Below are 20,575 nucleotides of genomic sequence, written 5' to 3'. Positions count from 1 at the left end.
AGGGTCTCACGGGGACCGGGGATCCGGGCGGGCGGCGGGGTGGCAGGCGCGCGGCCGGCCCGCCGGTGGACACCCGCCGACGCCCCTCCCGCGTGCCGGGTAGCTTCGGGGCGCCCGATCGACCCGACGTCTGGGAGCCTCCCCGTGCCCGCACCCGCCCGCCCGCTCCACCTGCTGTTCTCGTTCGCCCGCGGTCGCGGCCACCTCGGCCCCCTGCTGCCCCTCGCCCGCGCGGCGACCGCGGCGGGGCACACGACCGCGCTCGTCGGCGTGCGCGACGTCGTCCTCGAGCAGACCGCGTTCACCCGCCTGCATCCGCGCGACCTGCCCGCCTTCGCCGACTCCCTCGCGGGCCGACCCGGCAGCGGAGCGGGCACGCGCACGGGCAGCGGCCAGCGCGCCGGCGGCACCGGCACGCTGCTCCCGGTGGATCCCGCGAAGGTGCTCCAGCGGGTCGCCGCGATCTTCCTCGGCGAGCCGGCCGAGGTCGCGCGCGACCACGTCGCGGAGCTGCTGCGGCAGGACCGGGTCGACGCGCTCGTGTGCGACGGCCAGGACTTCGGCGCGATGGTCGCCGCCGAGCGCGCGGGCGTGCCGGTCGTCGTCGTCGACGTCCTCGCGACGGCCTCGGACGAGTGGGTCGGGTCCATCCGCGAGCCGCTGGGCCGCCTCCGCGCCGACTCGGGCCTGCCCCCGGGGTCGGGGCTCCGGCGCATCCGCGGCGACCTCGCGGTCGTGCCGTTCCCGCCGTGCCTCCGCGCGACGGAGGACGGCGACGGGCCGGTGGTGCGGATGCGGCCGGAACCGCCCGAGCCGGGACGCCACCACCCCGCCCTCGCCTGGCTGGCCGCGGGCAGCGAGGAGCGCCGCGTCTACGTGACGCTCGGCACGGCGTTCGCGACGGCGTCCGGCGACCTGCTCCCGCGCATCCTCGCGGGGCTGACCGCCCTGCCGTGCCGCGTGCTGGTCACCACGGGGCCGGGTCTCGACCCGGCGGCGGTGGCCGTCGCCTCGGAGCGCGTCCGCGTCGAGCGCCACGTGCCGCAGGACGGGGTCCTCGAGCTCGTCGACCTGGCCGTCACGCACGGGGGCTCCGGATCCGTGATGGGCGCGCTCGCCCGCGCCGTGCCCGTGCTGGTGCTCCCCCTGGGCGCCGACCAGCTCCCCAACGGACGCCGCATCGCCGAGCTCGGGTGCGGGGCGCTGCTGGACGCGGCGACGGCGACGCCCGCCGACATCGGCCGGGAGGCGTCCCGGCTGCTCGCGTCCGAGGCGGTGCGGCGCTCCGCGGAGCGCGTGCGGCGCGAGTGCGAGTCGCTGCCGCCCGTCGACGAGGTGCTCCGCCGCATCGAGGCGCTCGCGCGCTGATGCACGCGGCCGGCGCGGCGAGCGCGGCCAGCGCGAGGGGGGCTGGGCCCCTAGCCGCGCGCGTCGCGCTCGGCGGCCATGGCGGCCCGGCCGGCGTCGCGGTTCTTCACGCGGATCTGCTCCTCGCGGACCTCGGCCTGCGTGGCCCGCTCCTGCACGAGCCACTGCGGCGGCGCCTCGAGGAGCGCCTTGATCTGCGCGGTGGTGAGCGCCTCCGTCACGCCGCCGCGGGCGAGGCCGGCGATGGAGACGCCGAGCTTGCCGGCGATGACCTGGCGCGGGTGCGGGCCGTCGCGCAGCAGCGTGGCCAGCCACTCGGGCGGGTTCTCGTTCATCTCGGCGAGGTCGGCGCGCGACGGGGTCGACTCCTGGAACTCGACCGGGGTGGCCGGGAGGTGCACGCCCAGCTTCTTCGCCGCGGTCGCGGCCTTCATCGTCTGGCTGGATCCGTCGCTCGTCATGCACCCAGGGTACCGTCGGGGCTCGCGCGGCCTGCACTAGCCTAGATCGACCCGCCGCCGCTTGCGCGCCACCCACCGTGCGGGCCATCGAGGGGACTCCCGTGGACGCCGACCCGACCGCCCTCCGGCACTTCGCCGCCGTGGCCGACGAGCTGCACTTCGCCCGCGCCGCGAAGGCACTGAACGTGTCGCGGATCGCCGTGAGCCGGTCGATCCTCGACCTCGAGGCGCTGTGGGGCGTCGAGCTGTTCGTGCGCGACGACGGGCCCACGCGCCTCAGCCCCGCCGGCGAGGAGCGGCTCGTCACGGCCCGAGCCGCGATCGCCGCCGACGACGCGCGCCTCGCCGAGGAGGCCGCCGCGCCGCCGCGGGGGCTCGTGGTCGCCATCGTGCCCGGGGTCACCGTCGCGAAGTGGACCCGCGCCTGGGACGAGCGCGTCGCGGACGTCCCGCTGCGCGTCGTGCCGCTCGCGGAGCCGGACGCGGCACCGGCGCTCGTGGACGGATCCGTCGACGTCGCCTTCCTCCGCCTCCCGGTCGACGGGCGCGGCCTCACGATCGTCCCGCTCTACGGCGAGGTGCAGGTCGCGCTCCTGCCGAAGGACCACGCGCACGCGCGGGCCGACGCCGTCGCCCTCACGGACCTGGCCGAGGACCTCCTGCTGCAGCCCGCCGCGACCGTGCCCGGATGGCCGGGGCGCACGGCGGGCGCGGATCCCGTCCCGCTGCCCGAGGACACCGCCGCGGCCGTCGAGCTGGTCGCCGCGGGCGTCGGGCTCGCGGTCGTGCCGCACGCGCTCGGCCGGCTGCACGCGCGGAAGGACGTCGTCGCGGTGCCGGTCCACGACCTGCCGGAGACGCGGATCGCCGTCGCCTGGCGCGAGGGCGACGCCTCCCCCGACATCGAGGAGCTCGTGGGCATCGTCCGCGGGCGCACGGCGGCGAGCTCCCGGTCGTCCCGCGACGACGACGAGCGCGACCGCCGGAAGCCCACCGCGGCGCAGAAGACCGCGCGCAAGGCGGCGGGGAAGCCGGGCGCCGAAGGCGGCGGGAAGTCCGGCGCGAAGCCCGGCACGAAGGGCGGCGCGGGCGGCCGGCGCACTCCCCCGCCGCGCGGCGGGCGGCGCGGGCGCTAGGCGCCCGACCGGCCGGGACCTCGCGCCGGGGCCGGCTCAGGACGGGCCGCGCTCCGCCTGCAGGTCGGCGACCACGCGGGCGACGTACGCGCCCCAGCGCCGGTACATGGACGAGTAGCAGAACTCGCCGCCCTCGAAGTCGACGGGCCCCGCGTCCGGCAGCTTCACCGACACCGCCTGCGGGAACCGGCCGCAGACCTCGGCCTTCCGCTCGGAGAGGTGCATCGCGTGGTCGCGGAAGAGGCCGCGCACGAACGCGCCGGCCTCCACGTACTGCGACACCTGGGGCACGTCCGACACGAGCACGAGCGAGTTGTCGGCGGTCTGCTCCACGAGGTGGTCGAGGAGGTCCTCCAGCCGGTGCACCCACGGCGTGGTGCGCGCGAGCTCGAGCGCGTCCGCGACGCCGGGCATGACGACCACGACGTCGTAGCGGTGCAGCTCGGTGACCTGCCGCACGGCGTCCTGCGTGGCCGCGAGGTGCTGGTCGGCGAGCGGGACCGTGCGCCACTCGACGCCGCGCCCGGTGAGCTCGGCGAGGGACGTCGCCGTCCGGGCCGCGACGCCGTCCGCGTGCGTGCGCAGCCCGACGCCGGATCCGCCGATGCCGCCGAGCGCCAGGATGCGGTCGGGGTCGGGGCCCGGGACCACGCCGACGGGCGCGTCCGTCGGGACGGTCGCGGTCAGCGGAGTGGGGATGCCCCCGCGGAGGCCGGCGGCCACGAACGGGCGCACGGCCTGGTGCAGGATGCGGATCGGCGGGGTCATGGGCTCCTGGGGATCGAGGGGCGTGGATCCATCATGCGCCCGAGCACCCCCGTTGTCGGACGCCGAGCCTATCGTCGTCCCCGAGCGCGGCCGGGCGCTCGCCCCCGTCCCGACACCAGGAGCACCGATGTCCCGCGAGCCCGAGCCCCTCATCCACCACCCGCACGCCCGCTTCCACCAGGGCGCCTGGCGCGTGCAGGTCGCATCCCAGCCCGTGCTCGGGTACGTCGTGCCCACCGTGCGCGCGGCCGGGGCCGAGCCCGTCTTCGAGGTCTACGCCGACGCGGTCGACGCGTCGGGCCGCCGGGTCTGGGTGTCCACCGCCGTCACGCTGGAGGACGCCGTCGCGTGGATGCGCGAGCACGACATGGAGCTGCTGTCCTTCGCGGGCGAGCACGCGCGTCGCCGCCGCGAGCTCATCGCGGGCATGATGCCGACGCACTACTGACGGCACCGCGCGTCAGGGGTTCGTGAGCCAGTACGCGATGAGGAGCATGGTCACCACGAAGCCGGAGAGGAAGTTGAGGCCGAGGAAGCGGCGCCAGCCGCGGTTGGCGGCCTCCGCGTCCTCGTCGCGGATCGACCAGAAGGGCGCCGTGCTGAGGATGTACGGGATGACGAGGACGGCCGCGATGATGCCCGGCAGACCCGTGAAGAGCATCGCCACCCCGGCTGCCGCGTACGCGAGCACGGCGATCCGCACGGTCGCGGCGCCGCCGAGCACGGTCGCGATGGACGAGATGCCGCCCTCGCGGTCGGCCACGATGTCCTGCACTGCGCCGAACGCGTGCGAGGCGACGCCCCACAGGAAGAACGCCGCGAGGATCGCCCACAGCGCGGGCGTGAACGCGCCGCCCGCGAGGACGATGCCGTATACGGCGGGCGAGGTGAAGTGCGTGCTCGACGTGAGCGAGTCGAGCACGGGCCGCTCCTTGAAGCGGAGGCCCTTCAGCGAGTACGCGACGACCGCGAGGACGCTCACCGCGAGCACCGCGATGCTCGCCGCGGAGCCCACCGCCACCAGGTAGGCGAGGAACGGCACGTTGGTGACGAGCACCGCGATGAGGACGGGCCGGTGCATCGCCCGCGCCAGGACCGCGCCCTCGACGCCGCCCTTCCGCGGGTTCCGCATGTCGGACTCGTAGTCGAAGACGTCGTTTATGCCGTACATCGCGAGGTTGTACGGGATGAGGAAGTAGAGCGTGCCGAGCACGGCCGTGAGGTCGAGCTCGCGCGTGACCGTGAGGTACGCGGCCGCGAAGGGGAACGCCGTGTTCACCCAGGAGAGCGGGCGCGACGACAGCGCGATGGTGCGGAGCGCCCGGGCCGCACCCGGGCGCACGCGCACGTCACCCATGGGCTTCGATCCCCGACACGCGGCGCCGCCGGCGCAGCAGGTACCAGACGGCCGGCAGCAGCACGAGGGCGGCGATCGCGTACGCGAAGTCCTCGATGGGCGCGTTGAGGAGGATGAGGCCGACGAGCTTGTCGGGGTCGTAGCCGACGAGGCCGACCTCGATCATGATGTTGTCGAAGACCAGCGTCATCGCGAGCAGGATCACGACCGGCATCCGGCGGTACCAGTAGTACTCGGGGTAGTCGAAGCGGCTCGACCCGTACGGCACGGCGGCGGCCTCGCGCAGGAGCAGGCGGCGGAACAGGAACCCGACGACCGCGACGGGCAGCAGGAACAGCAGGTCGAGCACGAGGTAGCTCATCGGTTCGCCCGCTCCCGGGCCCGGGCGACGTGGTGGTCGGCGAGTCGGCTGAACCCGTTGACGAGGTTCATCGTGAGGTAGCAGAGCAGCGTGAGGAAGAAGACCTCCTCGAGCGGCAGCTCCGGGCCGACGAGGATCCCGGTCATGAACGAGGTCTCCCCCCGGAAGAAGATGCCCTGCGAGATGCCGGCGATGTCCCACAGCAGGAAGAACGCCACGCCGATGGCCGTCGTGAGCGCCGCGGCCATCGGGTCCCGCCAGAAGAACAGGCGCCAGCGACGGTCGATGAGCATCATGCAGCCGATGGTGAGGAGCAGTGCCGCGAGGTAGAGGAGGCCCATCACACCACCGGGCGGCCGACCGTGGGCACGAGCGGCTCGGCGCCCGGGCCGGTGGACGTGTCGCCGCGGAGGCGCTTCACGAGGATCTCGGCGCTGATGAGGCACATGGGCAGGCCGATGCCGGGGATGGTGGATCCGCCCGCGTAGTGCAGACCGTCGACGCGCTTGCTCGTGTTGCCGGCACGGAACATGGCCGACTGGGTGAGCGTGTGGGCGGGCCCGAGGATGGTGCCCTTCCACGAGTGCAGGTCGGCGGCGAAGTCGCCGGGGCCCGATGTGCGGCGGAGGACGATGCGCTCGGCGAGGTCGGGGATGCCGGCCCAGTCGGAGATCTGCTGGATGGCGCGGTCGGCGATCTCCTCGACGCGCGCGTCGCCGGCGCCGTCGATGCCGCCGCGGCCGATGGTCGGGTCGGCGGGGATCGGCACGAGGATGAAGACGTTCTCGTGGCCCTCCGGCGCGACCGAGCCGTCGGTGGCGCTGGGCTTGCAGACGTAGATGCTCGCGGGATCCGGCACCGAGGTCGTGCCGCCCTTCGGCGGGAAGATGCGGGAGAAGTTCTCGTCCCAGTCCTCCGTGAACAGCAGCGTGTGGTGGTGCAGCTCGGGCAGCTCGCCGCGGACGCCGAGGTACACGAGCACGGCGCCGGGCCCGGCGGTGCCCTTGTCCCAGTACGACTGCGGGTACGTGCGGAACGCCTCGGGGACGAGCTCGGTCTCGGTGTGGTGCAGGTCGGCGGTGGAGACGACCACGTCGGCCTCGAGCGTCTCGGTGCCGGCGTCGGTCGTGATCTGCACGCCGCGCGCCCGCGCCCGCCCGGCCGTCGTCGGCTCGGTGACGATGCGCGAGACGGGCGACGAGGTGCGGATCTCCACGCCCTCCGCGCGGGCCAGCCGCTCGATGGCCTCGATGACCGTGATGAGGCCGCCCTGCGGGTAGAGCACGCCGTCCTCGAGGTCGAGGTGGCTCATCAGGTGGTACATGCTCGGCGCGAGCTTCGGCGAGGAGCCGAGGAAGACGGCCGGGTAGCCGAGGATCTGGCGGAGGCGGCGGTCCTGCACGTAGCGGGCCACGTGCGTCTCGAGCGGGGTGAGCAGCAGCTTCGCGAGCGTGCCCGTGCGGGTGACGACGTCGCGCCTCAGCAGCGGCCGGTAGTCGGCGAAGGTCGTGTAGAGGAAGCGCTTCTTGGCGACCTCGTAGACGTCCTTCGCGGAGTCGAGGTAGCGGGCCATGGCGGGGCGGGATCCGGGCTCGACGCTCTCGAACAGGTCGAGGTTCGCCTCGCGGGAGTCGCGGATGTCGATGGGGTCCGGGTCGCCCTCGAAGAGCACCCGGTAGCCGGGGAGGCGCACCAGGTCGAGCTGCTCGGCGGCGCTCGATCCCATGAGCCGGAAGAAGTGGTCGAACACCTCGGGCATGAGGTACCAGCTGGGGCCGAGGTCGAAGCGGAAGCCGTCCCTCTCCCACGACCCGGCGCGGCCGCCGACGTCGTCGCGGCCCTCGACGAGGGTGACGCGGTACCCGTCGCGGGCGAGGAGCGCGGCGGAGGCGAGGCCGGCGATCCCGCCGCCGATCACGATGGCGGTCGGTGCGGTCATGGCGCTCTCCTGCTGCTCGGGGTCGGACGGGGCGGGGACGGGGCGCGCGGCGCGGGGTCCGCGGGCACGGCGGACGAGGCGGCCGTCGAGGCCGGAGGGCTCGGCGCCCGTGGCGGCGGCGAGCGCGATGCGGGCCTTCACGGGATCCGGCACCCGCACGCGCGTGCGCGCCAGCTCGGCCGCGGGGGTGGCGCGGAGCCGCACGGCGAGCTCCGCGAAGAGGCCCTGCGCGAGCGCGACCGCGCGCCGGCTGGAGGCGGGCAGGTCGGGGATGACGGCGCCGGACATGCGGAGGTCCTGGTCGATGTCGTCGAGGATTCGCTCCTTGTCGGCCTCGGAGAAGGTCGCGACGTCGACGCCGGGGAAGTAGCTGCGGCCGAGCGCACCGTGGTCGGCGGCGAGGTCCCGGAGGAAGTTGACCTTCTGGAAGGCGGCGCCGAGCCGCTTGGCGCCCTCCTCGAACCGGATGCGCTCGGGGCGCGTGGTGGCGTGGCCGACGAGGAACGCCCGCAGGCACATGAGGCCGACGACCTCGGCGGATCCGTAGACGTACTCCACGAAGGAGGCGGGCGTGTGCTCCATGCGCCGCAGGTCCATGCGCATGGACGCGAAGAACGGCGCGGTCAGCTCGGCGCCGAAGCCGGACCGGCGGGCGGTGATCGCGAACGCGTGCACGACGAGGTTGGCGCTGTAGCCGCGCAGCATCGCGTCCTCGGTCTCCTGCTCGAGGGCGTCGAGCAGGGACTCGACGTGCGCGGGGTCGACGCCCGCGCCGGCCGCCGCGCCGTCGACGATCTCGTCGGCGACGCGCACGAGCGCGTAGACGTTCTCGATGTGCTGGCGCACGTCGGCGCCGAGGAGGCGCGACGCGAGCCCGAAGGAGGTCGAGTAGCGGCGGATGACGACCGAGGCCGTCTCCTGCGCGACGCGGTCGTACTTCTCGAGGCCGGTGGGCGCCTCGGGGGCGGGGCCGCGACGGCCTGGGCGGCGAGCCGTCATCGGATGCGCCCGAGCACGGACTCCGCGACGGGCGCGAGCTCCCGGCGGAGGGCCTCCGGCACGACCGGGTCCTCGAGGCGCGCGCAGGCGGCGACGGCGAGGTCGCGCGCGACGCCCTCGGCGTAGGCACGGGCGCCGGAGCTCTCCAGCACGGAGCGGACGAGCGCCGCCTCCCCGCGGGAGAGGTCGTCCTTGCCGACGAGCGAGCTGATCTCCTTCCACTCCGAGGAGCGGACGGCGTGGGCGATGAGGACGGTGCGCTTGCCCTCGCGGAGGTCGCCGAGGTTCGTCTTGCCGGTCTCCTCCTCGTCGCCGAAGACGCCGAGGACGTCGTCGACCACCTGGTAGGCGATGCCGATGTCGCGACCGAAGTCGCCGAGCGCGGTCACGACCTCGGGGCGCGCGCCCGCGAGCACGGCGCCGGCCTGCAGCGGCGCCTCGAAGGAGTAGACCGCGGTCTTCAGGCGCTCCATGCGGAGGATCTCCTCGACGCTCGGCACCTCCGCGGTGAGCGAGAACTCGACGTCGATGAGCTCCCCCGCGGCCGACGCGAACACGGCGTCGTCGAGGATCTCGAGCAGGTGCGAGCGGGTGAGGTCCCGCACGCCGCTCGCGTCGATCAGGCGGTAGGCGTTCACGAGGGCGAGGTCGCCGGCGATGACGGCGGCCGACATGCCGCGGTGCTCGGCGAGCGGCTGCGGCAGGCCCTGCGTGGTCGCGATGTCGCGGTAGGAGCCGGAGACGTTGGGGCCGCCGCGGCGGGTGAAGTCGCGGTCGATGACGTCGTCGTGCACGATGAGCGCGGTGTGCAGCATCTCGAACGCGGCGCCGACGTGGGCCGCGGCCTGCACGTCCTGGCCGCCGAGGCCGTCGTACGCGGCCATCACCATGCGCGGGCGGAAGCGCTTGCCGCCGGCCGTGTTGGACTCGAGCGTGCGCCACAGCTTCACGTACTCGTCGCCCATGACCTCGGCGCGGACGAGCGACCGGGCGAAGAACGCGTCGAGGACGCCGTTCACGTGGGCCTGCCTCGATGTGGAGACGGCAGCGAGGTTGGTGGCGTCCACGGATGAAACCTAACATCGAGGGGGTAACGGAAAGCAGGGAGCGCATGTCACAGCACACCGAGCTCGTCGTCCTCCTGGACGACGACGGCGAGAAGATCGGCACGGCGCCCAAGGCGACGGTCCACACCCGCGACACCGCGCTGCACCTCGCGTTCTCGTGCCACGTGTTCGACGCGGAGGGCCGGATCCTCGTCACGCGCCGCGCGATCGGCAAGCTCACCTGGCCCGGCGTCTGGACCAACTCGTTCTGCGGCCACCCCGCGCCCGACGAGGACATGCTCGAGGCCGTGCACCGCCGTGCCGAGCAGGAGCTGGGCCTCGCGCTCGCCTCGGTCGAGCTGGTGCTGCCCGACTTCCGCTACCGCGCGACCGACGCCGCGGGCGTGGTGGAGAACGAGATCTGCCCGGTGTTCCGCGCGGTGGCGGCCACCCCGGTCGACCCGCGGCCCGAGGAGGTGGGCGAGTTCCAGTGGGTGGATCCCGAGCAGCTGACCGCCGCCGTCGCCCTCACGCCGTGGGCGTTCAGCCCGTGGCTCACGCTCCAGCTGCCGCTGCTCTACCCGGAGCACGCGGCGCACGCCGGGCGCGCGGAGGCCGCGGTGCCGGCCGCCTGATCCGACGCTCCACCGACGAGGGGCCCGGCCGCATCACGCGGCCGGGCCCCTCGTCGTGCGCCCGTCGGGCGGGCGCGGGTGGGATCAGGCCCAGAAGGCGCGGACCTCGTCGGCGACGCGCTCGGCCTGGGCACGGCCCGCCTCGGCGGACGCCTTCCGGGTCGAGAGCAGGAGCGAGTTCTCGCCGAAGGCGCGCGTGCTCTCCGCGTCGGCCTGGATCACGAGCACGTCCGCGCGGCCGCGGAGCTGCTGCACCACGCCGGGGAGGGTCGGGCCCATGCCGGAGGTCGGGGCCTCGGGGCCGCACGCGATGACGAGGATCCGCTCGTGGTCGGCGACGACGTCGGCGTTCGTGCCGGAGCGCATGCCGCCGTCCATGTAGGGGCGGCCGTCGATGGTGACGGGCGGGAAGACGCCCGGCACGGCGCAGCTCGCAGCGGACGCGCGCACGAGGTCGGCGCCGGACTCCTTGTCGAAGACGGTGAAGCGGCCGGTGCCCGCGTCGACCGCGGTGATGCGGAGGTCCTGCTCGGGCCAGTCGCGGACGGGCAGCAGCTGGCCGATGCGCTCGACGCTCGCGGCGTCGTCCACCTCGGGGTCGTACTCCTCGAGGGCCAGCTCGCCGATCCTCTGGCGCGTGGGGATCTCGCCCGCCGTGCTCGCGACGCCCTCGCCGATGACCTCGACGGTGCGCGCGAGGTCGCGGCTGCCCATCGGCTCGGCCATGCCCGCCACGTCGACGAAGTGCTCGTCGTAGGCCGCGTCGATGGCGCCCGCCCGCAGGTTGATCGCGACGACGGATCCGGCCGAGGTGCCGACGACCGTGTCGGCGCCCCCGAGGTCGACGCCCGCCGCGATGAGGCCGGAGACGAGGCCCGTCTCCCAGGCGATCCCGGCGACGCCGCCGCCGCCCAGGACCAGTCCGCGCGTCGCCGTGGGGGTCTCTCGTCCGCTGCCGGTCATGGCTCTCCTCTTCGTGTGCACGTCGGTGGTGGTGGTCGTCGTGGTGGTCGACGCGCGTCCATCATCCCCGAGCCCGGTGGACGCCCGCCGCACGCCGGCCGAGCGCCGGGTGCACGCGCGGTGGATCCGCCGGATCAGGCCACGGGTCCGTCGGACGCCTCCCGGTAGACCTCGCGCACCTGGCCGAGGAAGCGCAGCACGGTCGCGCGCTCGCGCGGCGTCAGCGCGTCGGCGACGCGGGCGACGCCGCCGATCATGGGCATCAGCTCGTCCATGGCGCGGCCGACGGACGCGGGCCGCGGGACGACGACGACGCGGCGGCGGTCGTGCGGGTGCGGACGGCGGTCGACGTGGCCGACCTCCACCAGCCGGTCGACCACGAGCGTCGCCGCGGCGGTCGTGACCCCGAGGCGGCCCGCGAGCTCGGTGGGCGACAGCGAGCCCGCCTGGATGAGGTGCTCCATGGCCTTCATGTCGGTGGGGTTCACCGCGAGCACGGTCCCGAGGCGGCGCTCGAACCCGGCCGCGAGGCCCAGCACGTCGCGGAGCGCGCGGCCGATCTCGCCCGCGTCGCCGGCGGCGGCCGGCACCCCGGCGCCGGGCTCCGGGAGGGCGTCGGACGCCTCCGCTCCGGGGCGGCTCTCGGGGCGGGACATGCCCCCATCGTACGACCGTGTTCGCTAAGGAGCTTGACAGTCAGTAGGCTGACGATCACTGCACCCCTGGAGGAACCCGTGAGATCGATCGCCCGCTTCGTCAGCGCCCGGCGCACCGCCTGGATCGCGCTGGTGGTGGCCGCCGCCGCCGTGGCCGCCCTGTTCGCCTTCCTGCCGAAGGGCGAGGCCGACGCGTTCCCGCCGTCCGGGCTGCCCGAGTCCAGCCAGGCCCGGCAGGTGAGCGAGCTCCTCGAGCGCTTCCCGAGCGCCGACACGACCGTGGGGATCCTCGTCTTCAGCCGGGACGGCGCCGCCCTCACCGACGCCGACACGGCCGCGATCGCCGAGCGCGCGCAGGCGCTGGCCGCCGACTCCCTCGCACCGCAGGCGGTCGTCCCGCAGGTCAGCGACGACGGGCGGGCGGCGCTCGTCGCGGTGCCGCTCGACGCCTCCGAGGCCACGGACGACATCGCCGCCACCGCCGACGCCCTCCGCACGACGGCGGGCGCGGACCTGCCCGACGGGCTCACCGCCCAGCTCACCGGCCCCGTCGGCTTCCAGGCGGACATCTCGAACGCCTTCGCGGGCGCCGACTTCCGGCTCCTGCTCGTCACGGTGCTCGTGGTCGCCGTGCTGCTCATCGTCACCTATCGCAGCCCCGTGCTCTGGATCGTGCCGCTCGCCGTGGTGGGCGCGGCCGACGGCCTGGCGCGCGTGGTCGTCACGGCCGTCGCCGAGCCGCTCGGCATCACCATCGACGCCTCCATCGGCGGGATCCTGTCGGTGCTCGTCTTCGGCGCCGGCACCAACTACGCGCTGCTGCTCGTCGCCCGCTACCGGGAGGAGCTGACGCGTCAGGAGGACCGCCACCGGGCGATGCTCACGGCCGTCACGAGCGCGGGTCCCGCCATCGCGGCGAGCGGCGGCACCGTCGCGCTCAGCCTCATCACGCTGCTGGCCGCCGAGCTGTCCGGCAACCGCGCCCTCGGGTTCGCGTGCGCGATCGGCGTCGTCATCGCCATCGCCGCAGCGCTCCTCGTGCTGCCCGCGGCCCTCGTGGTGTGCGGTCGGGGCCTGTTCTGGCCGTTCATCCCGCGCGTCGGATCCGACGTCGACCACGGCGGGAAGCCGGGCGTCTGGCGGCGCCTCGGGCTCGGCGTGCAGCGGCGGCCCGTGGTCGTGGCGGTCGTCGCCCTCGCCGGGGTCGGCGTCCTCGCGCTCGGCCTCGTCGGCGCGCGCGTCGGGCTCTCGCAGACCGACCAGCTGCTGGGCGACCCGGAGTCGGTCGCCGCCCAGGAGGTCGTCGACGCGTCGTTCTCCGCGGGCCTGACGGCCCAGACCGTGGTGCTCGCCCCGGACGCGGTCGCGGCGGACGCCGTCGCCACCGCCGAGTCGGTGCCCGGCGTCGAGGGCGCCCGGGCGGGCGAGTCGGCGGAGGGCCGCACGCGCATCGACGTGCAGCTCGACGCGGAGCCCGAGAGCGCGGGCGCGTTCGCCGCCGTGCGGGACCTCCGCGCCGCCTACGCCGACGCCCCGGGCGAGGAGTCCGCGTCGCTCGTCGGCGGCAGCGACGCCACGGCCGCCGACACCGCGGCATCCTCGGAGCGCGACCAGGGGCTCATCATCCCGATCATCCTGGCCATCGTCTTCGTGATCCTCGGCCTGCTGCTGCGCTCGCTGGTGGCACCGGTGCTCCTCATCGCGAGCGTGCTGGCGACCTTCTTCGCGAGCCTGGGAGCGGCCAACCTGCTGTTCCAGCAGGTCCTCGGGTTCCCGGCCTTCGACGCGAACGTGGTGCTGTTCGCGTTCCTGTTCCTGGTGGCGCTGGGCGTCGACTACAACATCTTCCTCGTCACGCGGGCGCGGGAGGAGCGGCGCCTGCACGGCACCCGCGAGGGCATGGTGCGGGCGCTGGCCTCGACGGGCGGCGTGATCACGAGCGCGGGCATCCTGCTCGCCGCGGTCTTCGCGGTGCTCGGGGTGCTGCCCGTGGTGGCGCTCACGCAGATCGGCGTCATCGTGTGCATCGGCGTGCTGCTCGACACGCTCGTGGTGCGGACGCTCCTCGTGCCGGCGCTCGTGTTCATCCTGGGCGACCACTTCTGGTGGCCGTCGCACCGGCCGGGGCGGCACGAGGGCGCTCGAGTCGACGAGCCCGTCGCGGCGACGACCGCCGGGTAGCGCGGGCGGATCCTCCGCGACCCGGGCCCTTTATGGCACCCTGTGCCATAATCGCGGCACCGGCACCCGCCGGACCCATCGAGGAGGATCCATGACCCACGAGCCGCGCTTCGCCGGACGCACCGCCATCGTCACCGGAGCGGGGAGCGGCATCGGCCGCGCCACCGCCCTGCGACTCGCGCAAGACGGCGCCCGCGTCATCGCCGCCGACGTCGTCGCCGAGCGGCTCGACGCATTCGTCGCCGAGCACCCCGACCTCGACATCGTCCCCGTCGTCGGCGACATCACCGCCGAGGACGGCGTGCGGGCGATCGTCGAAGCCGCCGACGGCCGGGTCGACGTGCTCGCGAACGTCGCCGGGATCATGGACGGCTTCCTCCCCGCGGGCGAGGTCGACGACCGCACCTGGGACCTCGTGTTCGCCGTGAACGTGACGGCCGTGCTGCGCCTCACCCGCGCGGTGCTGCCGCTCATGCAGGCGGCCGGCTCCGGCGCGATCGTCAACGTCGCCTCGGAGGCGGCGCTCCGGGGGTCCGCCGCGGGCGTCGCGTACACCGCGTCGAAGCACGCGGTCGCGGGCATCACGAAGAACACGGCCGTCATCTACGGGAAGCAGGGCATCCGCGTGAACGCGGTCGCGCCCGGCCCCACGAAGACCGCGATCGAGGCGCCCATGCGCTCCGCCCTCGCCGGGCAGGTGCTCGGCCCGCTGATGCAGACCATGATCCCCACCCCCGTCGAGGCCGAGGAGCTGGCGAACGCCATCACCTGGCTCGCGAGCGACGAGAGCCGCAACATCAACGGCGTGATCCTCGCGTCCGACGGCGGCTGGTCCGCGATCTAGGCGGCCGCGGGCGCCCGCCGCGGGCCCTTGCCGCGGGCGCGTGCGGCGGGCTACCGCGGCGGGCGGGTCGCCAGGGGCTATCGGGCGTCGGGCGGGCCGGCGGGTCCGCCCGCCAGTGCGAGGGCGTCCACGGCGCGGCGGATGGCGGCGTCCGGGCGCGGATCGTCCGAGCTCGTCGCCCACCACCGGAGCGCCGCGTAGGTGGACGCGCCGAGGGCGTCGGCGAGCACCGCGGCCTCGACCGTGCCGCGCAGCTCGGGGCGACCGGACGCGACGAAGCCCGCGAGCACGTGCGACCCCGCGCCCAGGCGCGGCGACGCGAGGCCGCGGAGCTCCGGGTGCGCGTCGATGATGCGGAGGCGCACCCGGGTCATGCCGAGGTCGATGCCCGAGGCCTCGAGGGCGCGGACGAACGCGTCCGCGTAGGCCGCGCCGAGGGGCCGCCCGCCCGTGCCCGCGGCGAGCAGGCCGTCGAGCACCTCGACGACCGCCTCGGCCCCGCCCCAGACGAGGTCGGCCTTGGACGGGAAGTAGCGGAAGAGGCTGCGCCGGCCGACGCCCGCGGCCTCCGCGACGTCGGCCATGCTGACCGCGTCGTAGCCCCGCTCCGCGAACAGGGCGATGGCGACGCGCGCGAGCTCGGCGGCGTCGATCGCGACGGGACGGCCGGCGGCGCGCTCGGGGGACGCGGACGGGGGCATGCGGGGAAGCGTAGCGGCCGGCCGCCGGGACCCCGGCGTCAGACGCCGATGTCGCGGAGCCACTCCCGCGGGGTCCGCGGCGTCAGCCCCAGGCGCGCCTGCGCGCTGGTCGCCTCGTCGACGGCCTCCGACGCCTGGGTCGCGCGCCAGCGGTACGACTCGATGACCGGCCGTGCGCCCTCCTCGCCGAACAGCGGGATGATGTCCGCGCCGAACTCGTCCGGCGTCCGCGCCGCGAAGCGCACGTCGCGCCCGAGGTGCTCGGCGAAGGCCGCGGCCAGGTCCGGTCCGGTGAGCGCGGGGAGCGCGCCGACGCCGACGACGCCCGTGACGGACGGATCCCGCAGGAGCCGCGCCACCACGTCGGCGACGTCCAGGTGCGAGCTCCAGGAGACGCGGTAGTCGTCGCGGATCGGGTACCGCAGCACGCCCTCCGCCCGCACGGGTCCGACGACGACCGGGAGGAGCAGGTTCTCGAGGTAGAGCCGCGGCTCCACCACGGCGAGCGGGACGTCGGCGTCGCGGATGCCCCGCACGAGCACGTCGAGCGGGGATCCCGCGGCCTCCGGGACGCCGACGCGCCCGCCGCTGGTCGACACGACCACGCGCGCGGGCCGGGCCCGGCGCACGGCCGCGACGATCGCCGCGGCGTGCTCGGCCTGCTGCGCCGGGGATCCGATGGGCAGGTGCACGAAGACGCCGTCGACCCCGGCGTACGCGGCGGCCAGGGAGTCGACGGAGGAGAGGTCGACGGACACGGGGACGCCGCCGCCGCGGTAGGCGGCGGCGTCCCGCACGGCTGCGTGGACATCGGGGACGGTGGGGAGGAGGGCGGCCACCACGGGAGCGCCCTGGGCGCCCGTGGCGCCGTGGATGAGGAAGGTCATGCGCCCATTGATGCATGCGATGCACCGGTTACGTCAACTGCACCCATGTGGATACCCTCGGACCCATGGCGTTCTCCCCGGATGTGTGGCCCGAATGCGGCGTGGCGCGGTTCCTCGGCCTGATCGACGGACCGTGGGCGACGCTCATCGTCCGCGAGCTGCTCGGCGGCCCCCTGCGCTTCACCGAGCTGCGCGGCGCCCTGCCCGGCATCAGCGCGCACACGCTGTCCGACCGGCTGCGGCGCTTCGAGGAGCACGGGCTGGTCACGCGCACGGCGTACGCCGAGATCCCGCCGCGCGTGGTCTACGAGCTCACGGACGTCGGCCGCAGCCTCCGGCCCGTGCTCGACGCGATGAACGCGTGGGCGAGCACGGTGCCGCGTCAGCCGGAGGAGCGGACGGGCGACGACGACATGCCGGTGCCGGTGCTCGTCCCCGACCGCGACGGATCCCGACCCACGTGCGAGGTGCCGGCCGCCGCCGCGCCCTCCCGGCCCACCGCATCCCCGCGATCCGCCGCCCGCACGGCAGCCCGGTGAGCGCCGCACCGCTGCCGGCGCCCGCGGTCCGCGCCATGCGCCCCGACGACGGGGATCACGTCTCGCGCATCCACCTGCACGGCATCGAGGCCGGCGACGCCACGTTCGAGTCGGCGCCGCCGACGTGGGAGCGCTTCGACGCGCACCGGCTGCCGGACCACCGCCTGGTCGCGGTCGACGCGGACGACGCCGTCCTCGGCTGGGCCGCCGTCTCCGCGGTGTCGTCCCGCGCCGTCTACGCCGGGGTCGTCGAGCACTCGATCTACGTCGACGCGGCCGCCCGCGGGCGCGGCGTCGGGAAGGCGCTCCTCCAGGAGCTCATCGCCTCGACCGAGCGCGCGGGCATCTGGACCCTGCAGGGCGTCGTCTTCCCGGAGAACGGCGCCAGCATCGCCCTGCACGAGCGCTTCGGGTTCCGGGTGGTGGGGCGGCGCGAGCGCATCGCGGCCGCGGAGGCCGGGCCGCGCGCCGGGATCTGGCGCGACACCCTCCTCATGGAGCGGCGGTCGGCGGCGGTCTAGGGACGCACTCGGCTCCGGGACCCGGGACGCCGACCGGCCGGACGGCCCGTCGTTGTGGACGCGCCGCACCCGGGCGGCGACGGGAGCCCTAGGTTCACGTGTCGCCGCGTCACGCCCGGTGCGCGCACGACCCCCCCCCCGCAACTCCATGAGAGGCCGTGATGACCCGTCCCGCACGCCCCGCAGCCCGAGGTCGGCGCCGCGCCGCCATCGCCCTGGGAGCCGCCGCCCTCGCCGTGGCCTCCATCGCCATCGCCACGCCCGCGAACGCCAAGCCCGAGAGCACGTTCCACGAGACGTACTGGAACGGGATCGACGTCTACGTCTCCTCGACCTCCTCCGCGCGGGGCTTCGGGCTCTTCACCCCGGACTGGAAGTACACGCAGTGCGCGGAGCTGCACCCGGGCTGGAACGCGATCTCCCTCCCCGCGAACGTCCTCGCGTTCCACATGAGCGCCCTTCCCGCGTGCAACGGATCCACCGCCTACGACGTGCCGTGGAAGTTCGGCAAGGCCGGACAGACGTGGGCGCTCGTCGACAACCACGCCTACGTCCTGCGCAAGTAGGACACGCGGGACGCCGACGGCCCTCGCCTAGCGATCCCCCGGGATCCCCCGGGATCGTCGGGCGAGGGCCGTCGGCGTCCAGCGGCCGGACGCAGCCGCCACCGCCCGCACCCCGACCTCAGCCGTGGGGCATCAGCCGCGGGGCATCACCCGCGGGCGTCGAAGCGGCGCCGGTAGCTCGAGGGGGTGCTCCCGAAGGCGGCCGCGAACGCCTGCCGGAACGTCACCGGGGTCCCGAAGCCGCAGTCGGCGGAGATCCGCTCGACGGGCAGGCCGGTGGTCTCCAGCAGCCGCCGGGCCTCGTCGAGCCGGCGGGAGCGCACCCAGGCCGCGGGCGTGGATCCGGTCGCGCGGCGGAACGCGCGGAGGAACGACCGGCGGCTCATGTGGGCGACGGCCGCGAGCCGGTCGACGCCCAGCTCCTCGCCGAGGTGCGCGAGGGCCCACGCGGTCGTGGCGGCCACCGGATCCCCCGCGTCGTCGGCCGCGACCGGCCGCTCGATGTACTGCGCCTGCCCGCCCTCGCGATGCGGCGCGACGACGAGGCTGCGCGCCACGCGATTGGCGGCCTCGGCGCCGAGCCGGGTGCGCACCATGTGCAGGCAGGCGTCGAGGCCGGAGGCCGTGCCCGCGGAGGTGAGCACGTCGCCGTGGTCGAGGTAGAGCGCGGATCCGTCGACCACGACCCCCGGGTGCCGGGCCGACAGGCTCTCCACGGCACCCCAGTGCGTGGCCGCCCCGCGCCCGTCGAGGAGCCCGAGGTCGGCGACCGCGATGGCCCCCAGGCAGAGGCCCGCCACCACGGCGCCGCGGTCGTGGGCCGCCCGCACCGTGCGGCGGAACGCGGGCCGCGGGTCCCGCCCGTCGTCGACCCACGACGGGATCACGACCACGTCGGCGCCCTCGGCCGCCGCGAGGCCCCGCACGCCGCCCAGCCGGTGGCCCTCCGCGGTGACGATCGAGCCCGCGCGGTCGGAGAACAGCACCGTCTCCCAGTCGCCGAGGCCCTGCCGCCGCACCTCGTCGAAGACCATCTGCGGCACCGAGAGGTGGAACATCGTCACGCCGTCGAACGCGTAGACCGCGATGCGCATCCGCTCTCCCCCGTGTGGCACGGATCCATCGTAAGCGTGCCGTCGGGCCACGCGCGTCCGGGGAGGATCCCGGCGATGATCGAGGGACGGCGCCGCATCCGGCGCCGCCCACGAGCCGATCCAGGAGATCCCCATGACCGCACCCCGCCGCGCCCTCGTCCTCGTCGACGTCCAGCAGGAGTACTTCGCCGGGCCGCTCGAGATCCGCCACCCCGACCGCGACGACTCGGTGCGCGCCATCGGCCGCGCCATCGACGCGGCGACGGGGGCGGGCATCCCCGTCGTCGTGGTGCAGCACACCGCCGGCGAGGGCGCGCCCGTGTTCGACCCGACGAGCGACGCCTACCGCCTGCACCCGGAGATCGAGTCGCGCCGGACGGACGCCTGGAAGGGCCTCGTGAAGTCGAAGGGCTCGGTCTTCGCCGGCACCGACCTCGTCGACTGGCTGCGGGCCGAGGGCCTCGACACCATCACCCTGGTCGGCTACATGACCAACAACTGCATCCTCGCATCGTCGGTGGAGGCGGAGGGGCTCGACATCGCGGCCGAGGTGCTCTCCGACGCGACGGGCGCCATCGCGCTCGCGAACGCCGCCGGATCCGCCGACGCGGCCACCGTGCACGGCACGCTCATGACGCTGCTGCACTCCAACTTCGCCGCCGTCGCCACGACCGACGCGTGGATCGCCGCGGTCACCGCCGGCGAGGCGCTCCCGAAGGACGACCTCGGCAGCTCGGCCGTCGCGGGCGCGGCGCGCTCCGCGGGTTGATCCCCGGGGCCGGCGGCCCCGCGGGCCGGCTCAGTCCGCGGTCTCCCGGTAGTCGAGCATGTCGAAGGCCGTGACCTTGCAGGACGCCGCCTCGTCGCGTCCCGTCGCGGTGTCCTCCGCCAGGATCCGGTCCCCCGCCCGCACCCGGCAGGTGACGGTGCCGTCCGCCGCGTCGAGCACGGCGGTGACGCTGAAGTAGTCGCCGGCGGAGAAGGCCGCGTCGGTGAGGTAGACGTCGTGCTCCTGGGTAATGGGCAGCGCCTCCGCCGGGACGTCGCGGTACCCGTCGTTGAGGCCGCCCAGCCAGACCGCGCGCACCTGCGGCACGGTGCCGGTCAGCTCGACGGTGAGGGTGACGGGGTGGACGATCTCGGGGGTCGTGGGCGCGCTCGGCTCCGGGCTCGCGGCGCCCTCCGGCGGCGACGTCGGCGGGTACGTGTCGAGCACCAGCCCGACCATGGTCGTGATGGCGATCACCCACGCCGTCAGCGCGACGACGTTGAGCGCGAGACCCGTGATCGCGAGGGGGCGGGAGTTGCGCCGCCGCTTCCGGGTGAGCGCGAGGATCCCGAACAGCGCGCCCACCACGGCCAGGAGCCCGGTGACGAGGTCGAGCACCGGCACGAGCGCGCCGAGGAGCGCGAGGACCGCGAGCACGACGGCGGTCCCGGCGGCCTCGTTCCGTCCGCGCACGCGGGCGGGCCTCGAGGAGGGCGGGGCCTCGGCATCGGACGACGGGTGCGCCGGCCCGTACGGCGTGGGCCCCGGCGGAGGTCCTGTGGGC

23 protein-coding genes are annotated in these 20,575 nt (G+C 75.1%); 10 read left to right on the top strand and 13 right to left on the bottom strand.

Features of this window, described 5'->3' with window-relative positions; genetic code table 11:
• The first annotated feature begins 144 nt into the window (after nucleotides 1-144).
• Nucleotides 145-1,368, top strand: a complete 1,224-nt coding sequence (locus AC07VC_RS02150) for a glycosyltransferase (protein WP_494674594.1) — start codon at nucleotides 145-147, stop codon at nucleotides 1,366-1,368.
• Between the two features lie 50 nt (nucleotides 1,369-1,418).
• Here AC07VC_RS02150 and AC07VC_RS02145 read toward each other — a convergent pair whose 3' ends face one another.
• Nucleotides 1,419-1,829: a DUF5997 family protein gene (locus AC07VC_RS02145; RefSeq protein ID WP_494674595.1), complete on the bottom strand. Its 411-nt coding sequence runs from the start codon at nucleotides 1,827-1,829 to the stop codon at nucleotides 1,419-1,421.
• Nucleotides 1,830-1,930: 101 nt separating this feature from the next.
• Here AC07VC_RS02145 and AC07VC_RS02140 point away from each other — a divergent pair, with 101 nt between their 5' ends.
• Entirely contained in the window at nucleotides 1,931-2,965 is a 1,035-nt protein-coding gene (locus tag AC07VC_RS02140) for a LysR family transcriptional regulator (RefSeq protein WP_494674596.1), read from the top strand.
• A gap of 36 nt (nucleotides 2,966-3,001) precedes the next feature.
• On the opposite strand, the gene AC07VC_RS02135 is transcribed toward AC07VC_RS02140, so the two are convergent.
• Nucleotides 3,002-3,733 (bottom strand): SGNH/GDSL hydrolase family protein, encoded by a 732-nt coding sequence (locus tag AC07VC_RS02135; protein ID WP_494674597.1) that lies wholly within the window; start codon nucleotides 3,731-3,733, stop codon nucleotides 3,002-3,004.
• A gap of 127 nt (nucleotides 3,734-3,860) precedes the next feature.
• Here AC07VC_RS02135 and AC07VC_RS02130 point away from each other — a divergent pair, with 127 nt between their 5' ends.
• Nucleotides 3,861-4,181: a hypothetical protein gene (locus AC07VC_RS02130; protein ID WP_317230825.1), complete on the top strand. Its 321-nt coding sequence runs from the start codon at nucleotides 3,861-3,863 to the stop codon at nucleotides 4,179-4,181.
• 12 nt (nucleotides 4,182-4,193) lie between these two features.
• On the opposite strand, the gene AC07VC_RS02125 is transcribed toward AC07VC_RS02130, so the two are convergent.
• Genes AC07VC_RS02125 through AC07VC_RS02105 form a run of 5 tightly spaced genes read right to left on the bottom strand, consistent with a single transcriptional unit; the run spans nucleotide 4,194 to nucleotide 9,456 of the window.
• Complete coding sequence (locus tag AC07VC_RS02125; protein ID WP_317230826.1) at nucleotides 4,194-5,090, bottom strand: prenyltransferase; 897 nt, start codon at nucleotides 5,088-5,090, stop codon at nucleotides 4,194-4,196.
• Nucleotides 5,083-5,451 (bottom strand): lycopene cyclase domain-containing protein, encoded by a 369-nt coding sequence (locus tag AC07VC_RS02120; protein ID WP_317230827.1) that lies wholly within the window; start codon nucleotides 5,449-5,451, stop codon nucleotides 5,083-5,085. Before AC07VC_RS02120 ends, AC07VC_RS02125 begins: the two co-directional genes overlap by 8 nt.
• The gene (locus tag AC07VC_RS02115) at nucleotides 5,448-5,792 is read right to left on the bottom strand and encodes a lycopene cyclase domain-containing protein (protein ID WP_094116772.1); all 345 of its coding nucleotides are present in this window, start codon (nucleotides 5,790-5,792) and stop codon (nucleotides 5,448-5,450) included. The genes AC07VC_RS02120 and AC07VC_RS02115 overlap by 4 nt, the downstream gene beginning before the upstream one ends.
• Entirely contained in the window at nucleotides 5,792-8,389 is a 2,598-nt protein-coding gene (crtI, locus tag AC07VC_RS02110) for a phytoene desaturase family protein (protein ID WP_494674598.1), read from the bottom strand. The genes AC07VC_RS02115 and crtI overlap by 1 nt, the downstream gene beginning before the upstream one ends.
• Nucleotides 8,386-9,456 carry a polyprenyl synthetase family protein gene (locus AC07VC_RS02105; RefSeq protein WP_258070248.1) on the bottom strand — a complete coding sequence of 357 codons (1,071 nt, stop codon included), beginning with the start codon at nucleotides 9,454-9,456 and terminating at the stop codon, nucleotides 8,386-8,388. The genes crtI and AC07VC_RS02105 overlap by 4 nt, the downstream gene beginning before the upstream one ends.
• A gap of 44 nt (nucleotides 9,457-9,500) precedes the next feature.
• On the opposite strand from AC07VC_RS02105, the gene idi reads away from it, so the two are divergent.
• The gene (idi, locus tag AC07VC_RS02100; protein ID WP_317230574.1) at nucleotides 9,501-10,070 is read left to right on the top strand and encodes an isopentenyl-diphosphate Delta-isomerase; all 570 of its coding nucleotides are present in this window, start codon (nucleotides 9,501-9,503) and stop codon (nucleotides 10,068-10,070) included.
• Between the two features lie 84 nt (nucleotides 10,071-10,154).
• Here the strand turns inward: idi and AC07VC_RS02095 are convergent, their stop codons facing one another.
• Entirely contained in the window at nucleotides 10,155-11,033 is an 879-nt protein-coding gene (locus AC07VC_RS02095; protein ID WP_494674599.1) for a patatin-like phospholipase family protein, read from the bottom strand.
• Nucleotides 11,034-11,167: 134 nt separating this feature from the next.
• Complete coding sequence (locus AC07VC_RS02090; protein WP_494674600.1) at nucleotides 11,168-11,689, bottom strand: MarR family transcriptional regulator; 522 nt, start codon at nucleotides 11,687-11,689, stop codon at nucleotides 11,168-11,170.
• 78 nt (nucleotides 11,690-11,767) lie between these two features.
• Between AC07VC_RS02090 and AC07VC_RS02085 the strand changes: the two genes are divergently transcribed.
• Together AC07VC_RS02085 and AC07VC_RS02080 are read left to right on the top strand one after the other, a co-directional pair.
• Complete coding sequence (locus AC07VC_RS02085) at nucleotides 11,768-13,870, top strand: MMPL family transporter (protein WP_494674601.1); 2,103 nt, start codon at nucleotides 11,768-11,770, stop codon at nucleotides 13,868-13,870.
• A 91-nt stretch (nucleotides 13,871-13,961) separates the two neighbouring features.
• A complete protein-coding gene (locus AC07VC_RS02080; protein ID WP_494674602.1) occupies nucleotides 13,962-14,714 on the top strand; it encodes an SDR family NAD(P)-dependent oxidoreductase in 753 nt (250 codons plus the stop codon).
• A 77-nt stretch (nucleotides 14,715-14,791) separates the two neighbouring features.
• Here AC07VC_RS02080 and AC07VC_RS02075 read toward each other — a convergent pair whose 3' ends face one another.
• Both AC07VC_RS02075 and AC07VC_RS02070 read right to left on the bottom strand, forming a co-directional pair.
• Nucleotides 14,792-15,415 carry a TetR family transcriptional regulator gene (locus AC07VC_RS02075; protein WP_494674603.1) on the bottom strand — a complete coding sequence of 208 codons (624 nt, stop codon included), beginning with the start codon at nucleotides 15,413-15,415 and terminating at the stop codon, nucleotides 14,792-14,794.
• Nucleotides 15,416-15,453: 38 nt separating this feature from the next.
• Complete coding sequence (locus AC07VC_RS02070) at nucleotides 15,454-16,302, bottom strand: NmrA family NAD(P)-binding protein (RefSeq protein WP_494674604.1); 849 nt, start codon at nucleotides 16,300-16,302, stop codon at nucleotides 15,454-15,456.
• A 65-nt stretch (nucleotides 16,303-16,367) separates the two neighbouring features.
• Between AC07VC_RS02070 and AC07VC_RS02065 the strand changes: the two genes are divergently transcribed.
• From AC07VC_RS02065 to AC07VC_RS02055, 3 genes are all read left to right on the top strand, one after another.
• Nucleotides 16,368-16,841, top strand: coding sequence for a winged helix-turn-helix transcriptional regulator (locus tag AC07VC_RS02065; protein ID WP_494674605.1), 474 nt, complete (start codon nucleotides 16,368-16,370; stop codon nucleotides 16,839-16,841).
• 35 nt (nucleotides 16,842-16,876) lie between these two features.
• Nucleotides 16,877-17,362 (top strand): GNAT family N-acetyltransferase, encoded by a 486-nt coding sequence (locus tag AC07VC_RS02060; RefSeq protein ID WP_317231125.1) that lies wholly within the window; start codon nucleotides 16,877-16,879, stop codon nucleotides 17,360-17,362.
• A 161-nt stretch (nucleotides 17,363-17,523) separates the two neighbouring features.
• Nucleotides 17,524-17,928, top strand: coding sequence for a hypothetical protein (locus AC07VC_RS02055; RefSeq protein WP_317229408.1), 405 nt, complete (start codon nucleotides 17,524-17,526; stop codon nucleotides 17,926-17,928).
• Between the two features lie 146 nt (nucleotides 17,929-18,074).
• On the opposite strand, the gene AC07VC_RS02050 is transcribed toward AC07VC_RS02055, so the two are convergent.
• Entirely contained in the window at nucleotides 18,075-19,043 is a 969-nt protein-coding gene (locus tag AC07VC_RS02050; protein ID WP_494674606.1) for a GlxA family transcriptional regulator, read from the bottom strand.
• 112 nt (nucleotides 19,044-19,155) lie between these two features.
• On the opposite strand from AC07VC_RS02050, the gene AC07VC_RS02045 reads away from it, so the two are divergent.
• On the top strand, nucleotides 19,156-19,791 hold the full coding sequence (locus AC07VC_RS02045) for an isochorismatase family protein (RefSeq protein WP_494674607.1): 636 nt from the start codon (nucleotides 19,156-19,158) through the stop codon (nucleotides 19,789-19,791).
• Nucleotides 19,792-19,821: 30 nt separating this feature from the next.
• On the opposite strand, the gene AC07VC_RS02040 is transcribed toward AC07VC_RS02045, so the two are convergent.
• Nucleotides 19,822-20,484, bottom strand: coding sequence for a DUF4190 domain-containing protein (locus tag AC07VC_RS02040; protein WP_494674608.1), 663 nt, complete (start codon nucleotides 20,482-20,484; stop codon nucleotides 19,822-19,824).
• Nucleotides 20,485-20,575 lie beyond the last annotated feature (91 nt).

This window comes from Clavibacter sp. GW821-FHT01D01 (genome assembly GCF_059422605.1).
This window is presented reverse-complemented; position numbering and strand designations above follow the sequence as displayed.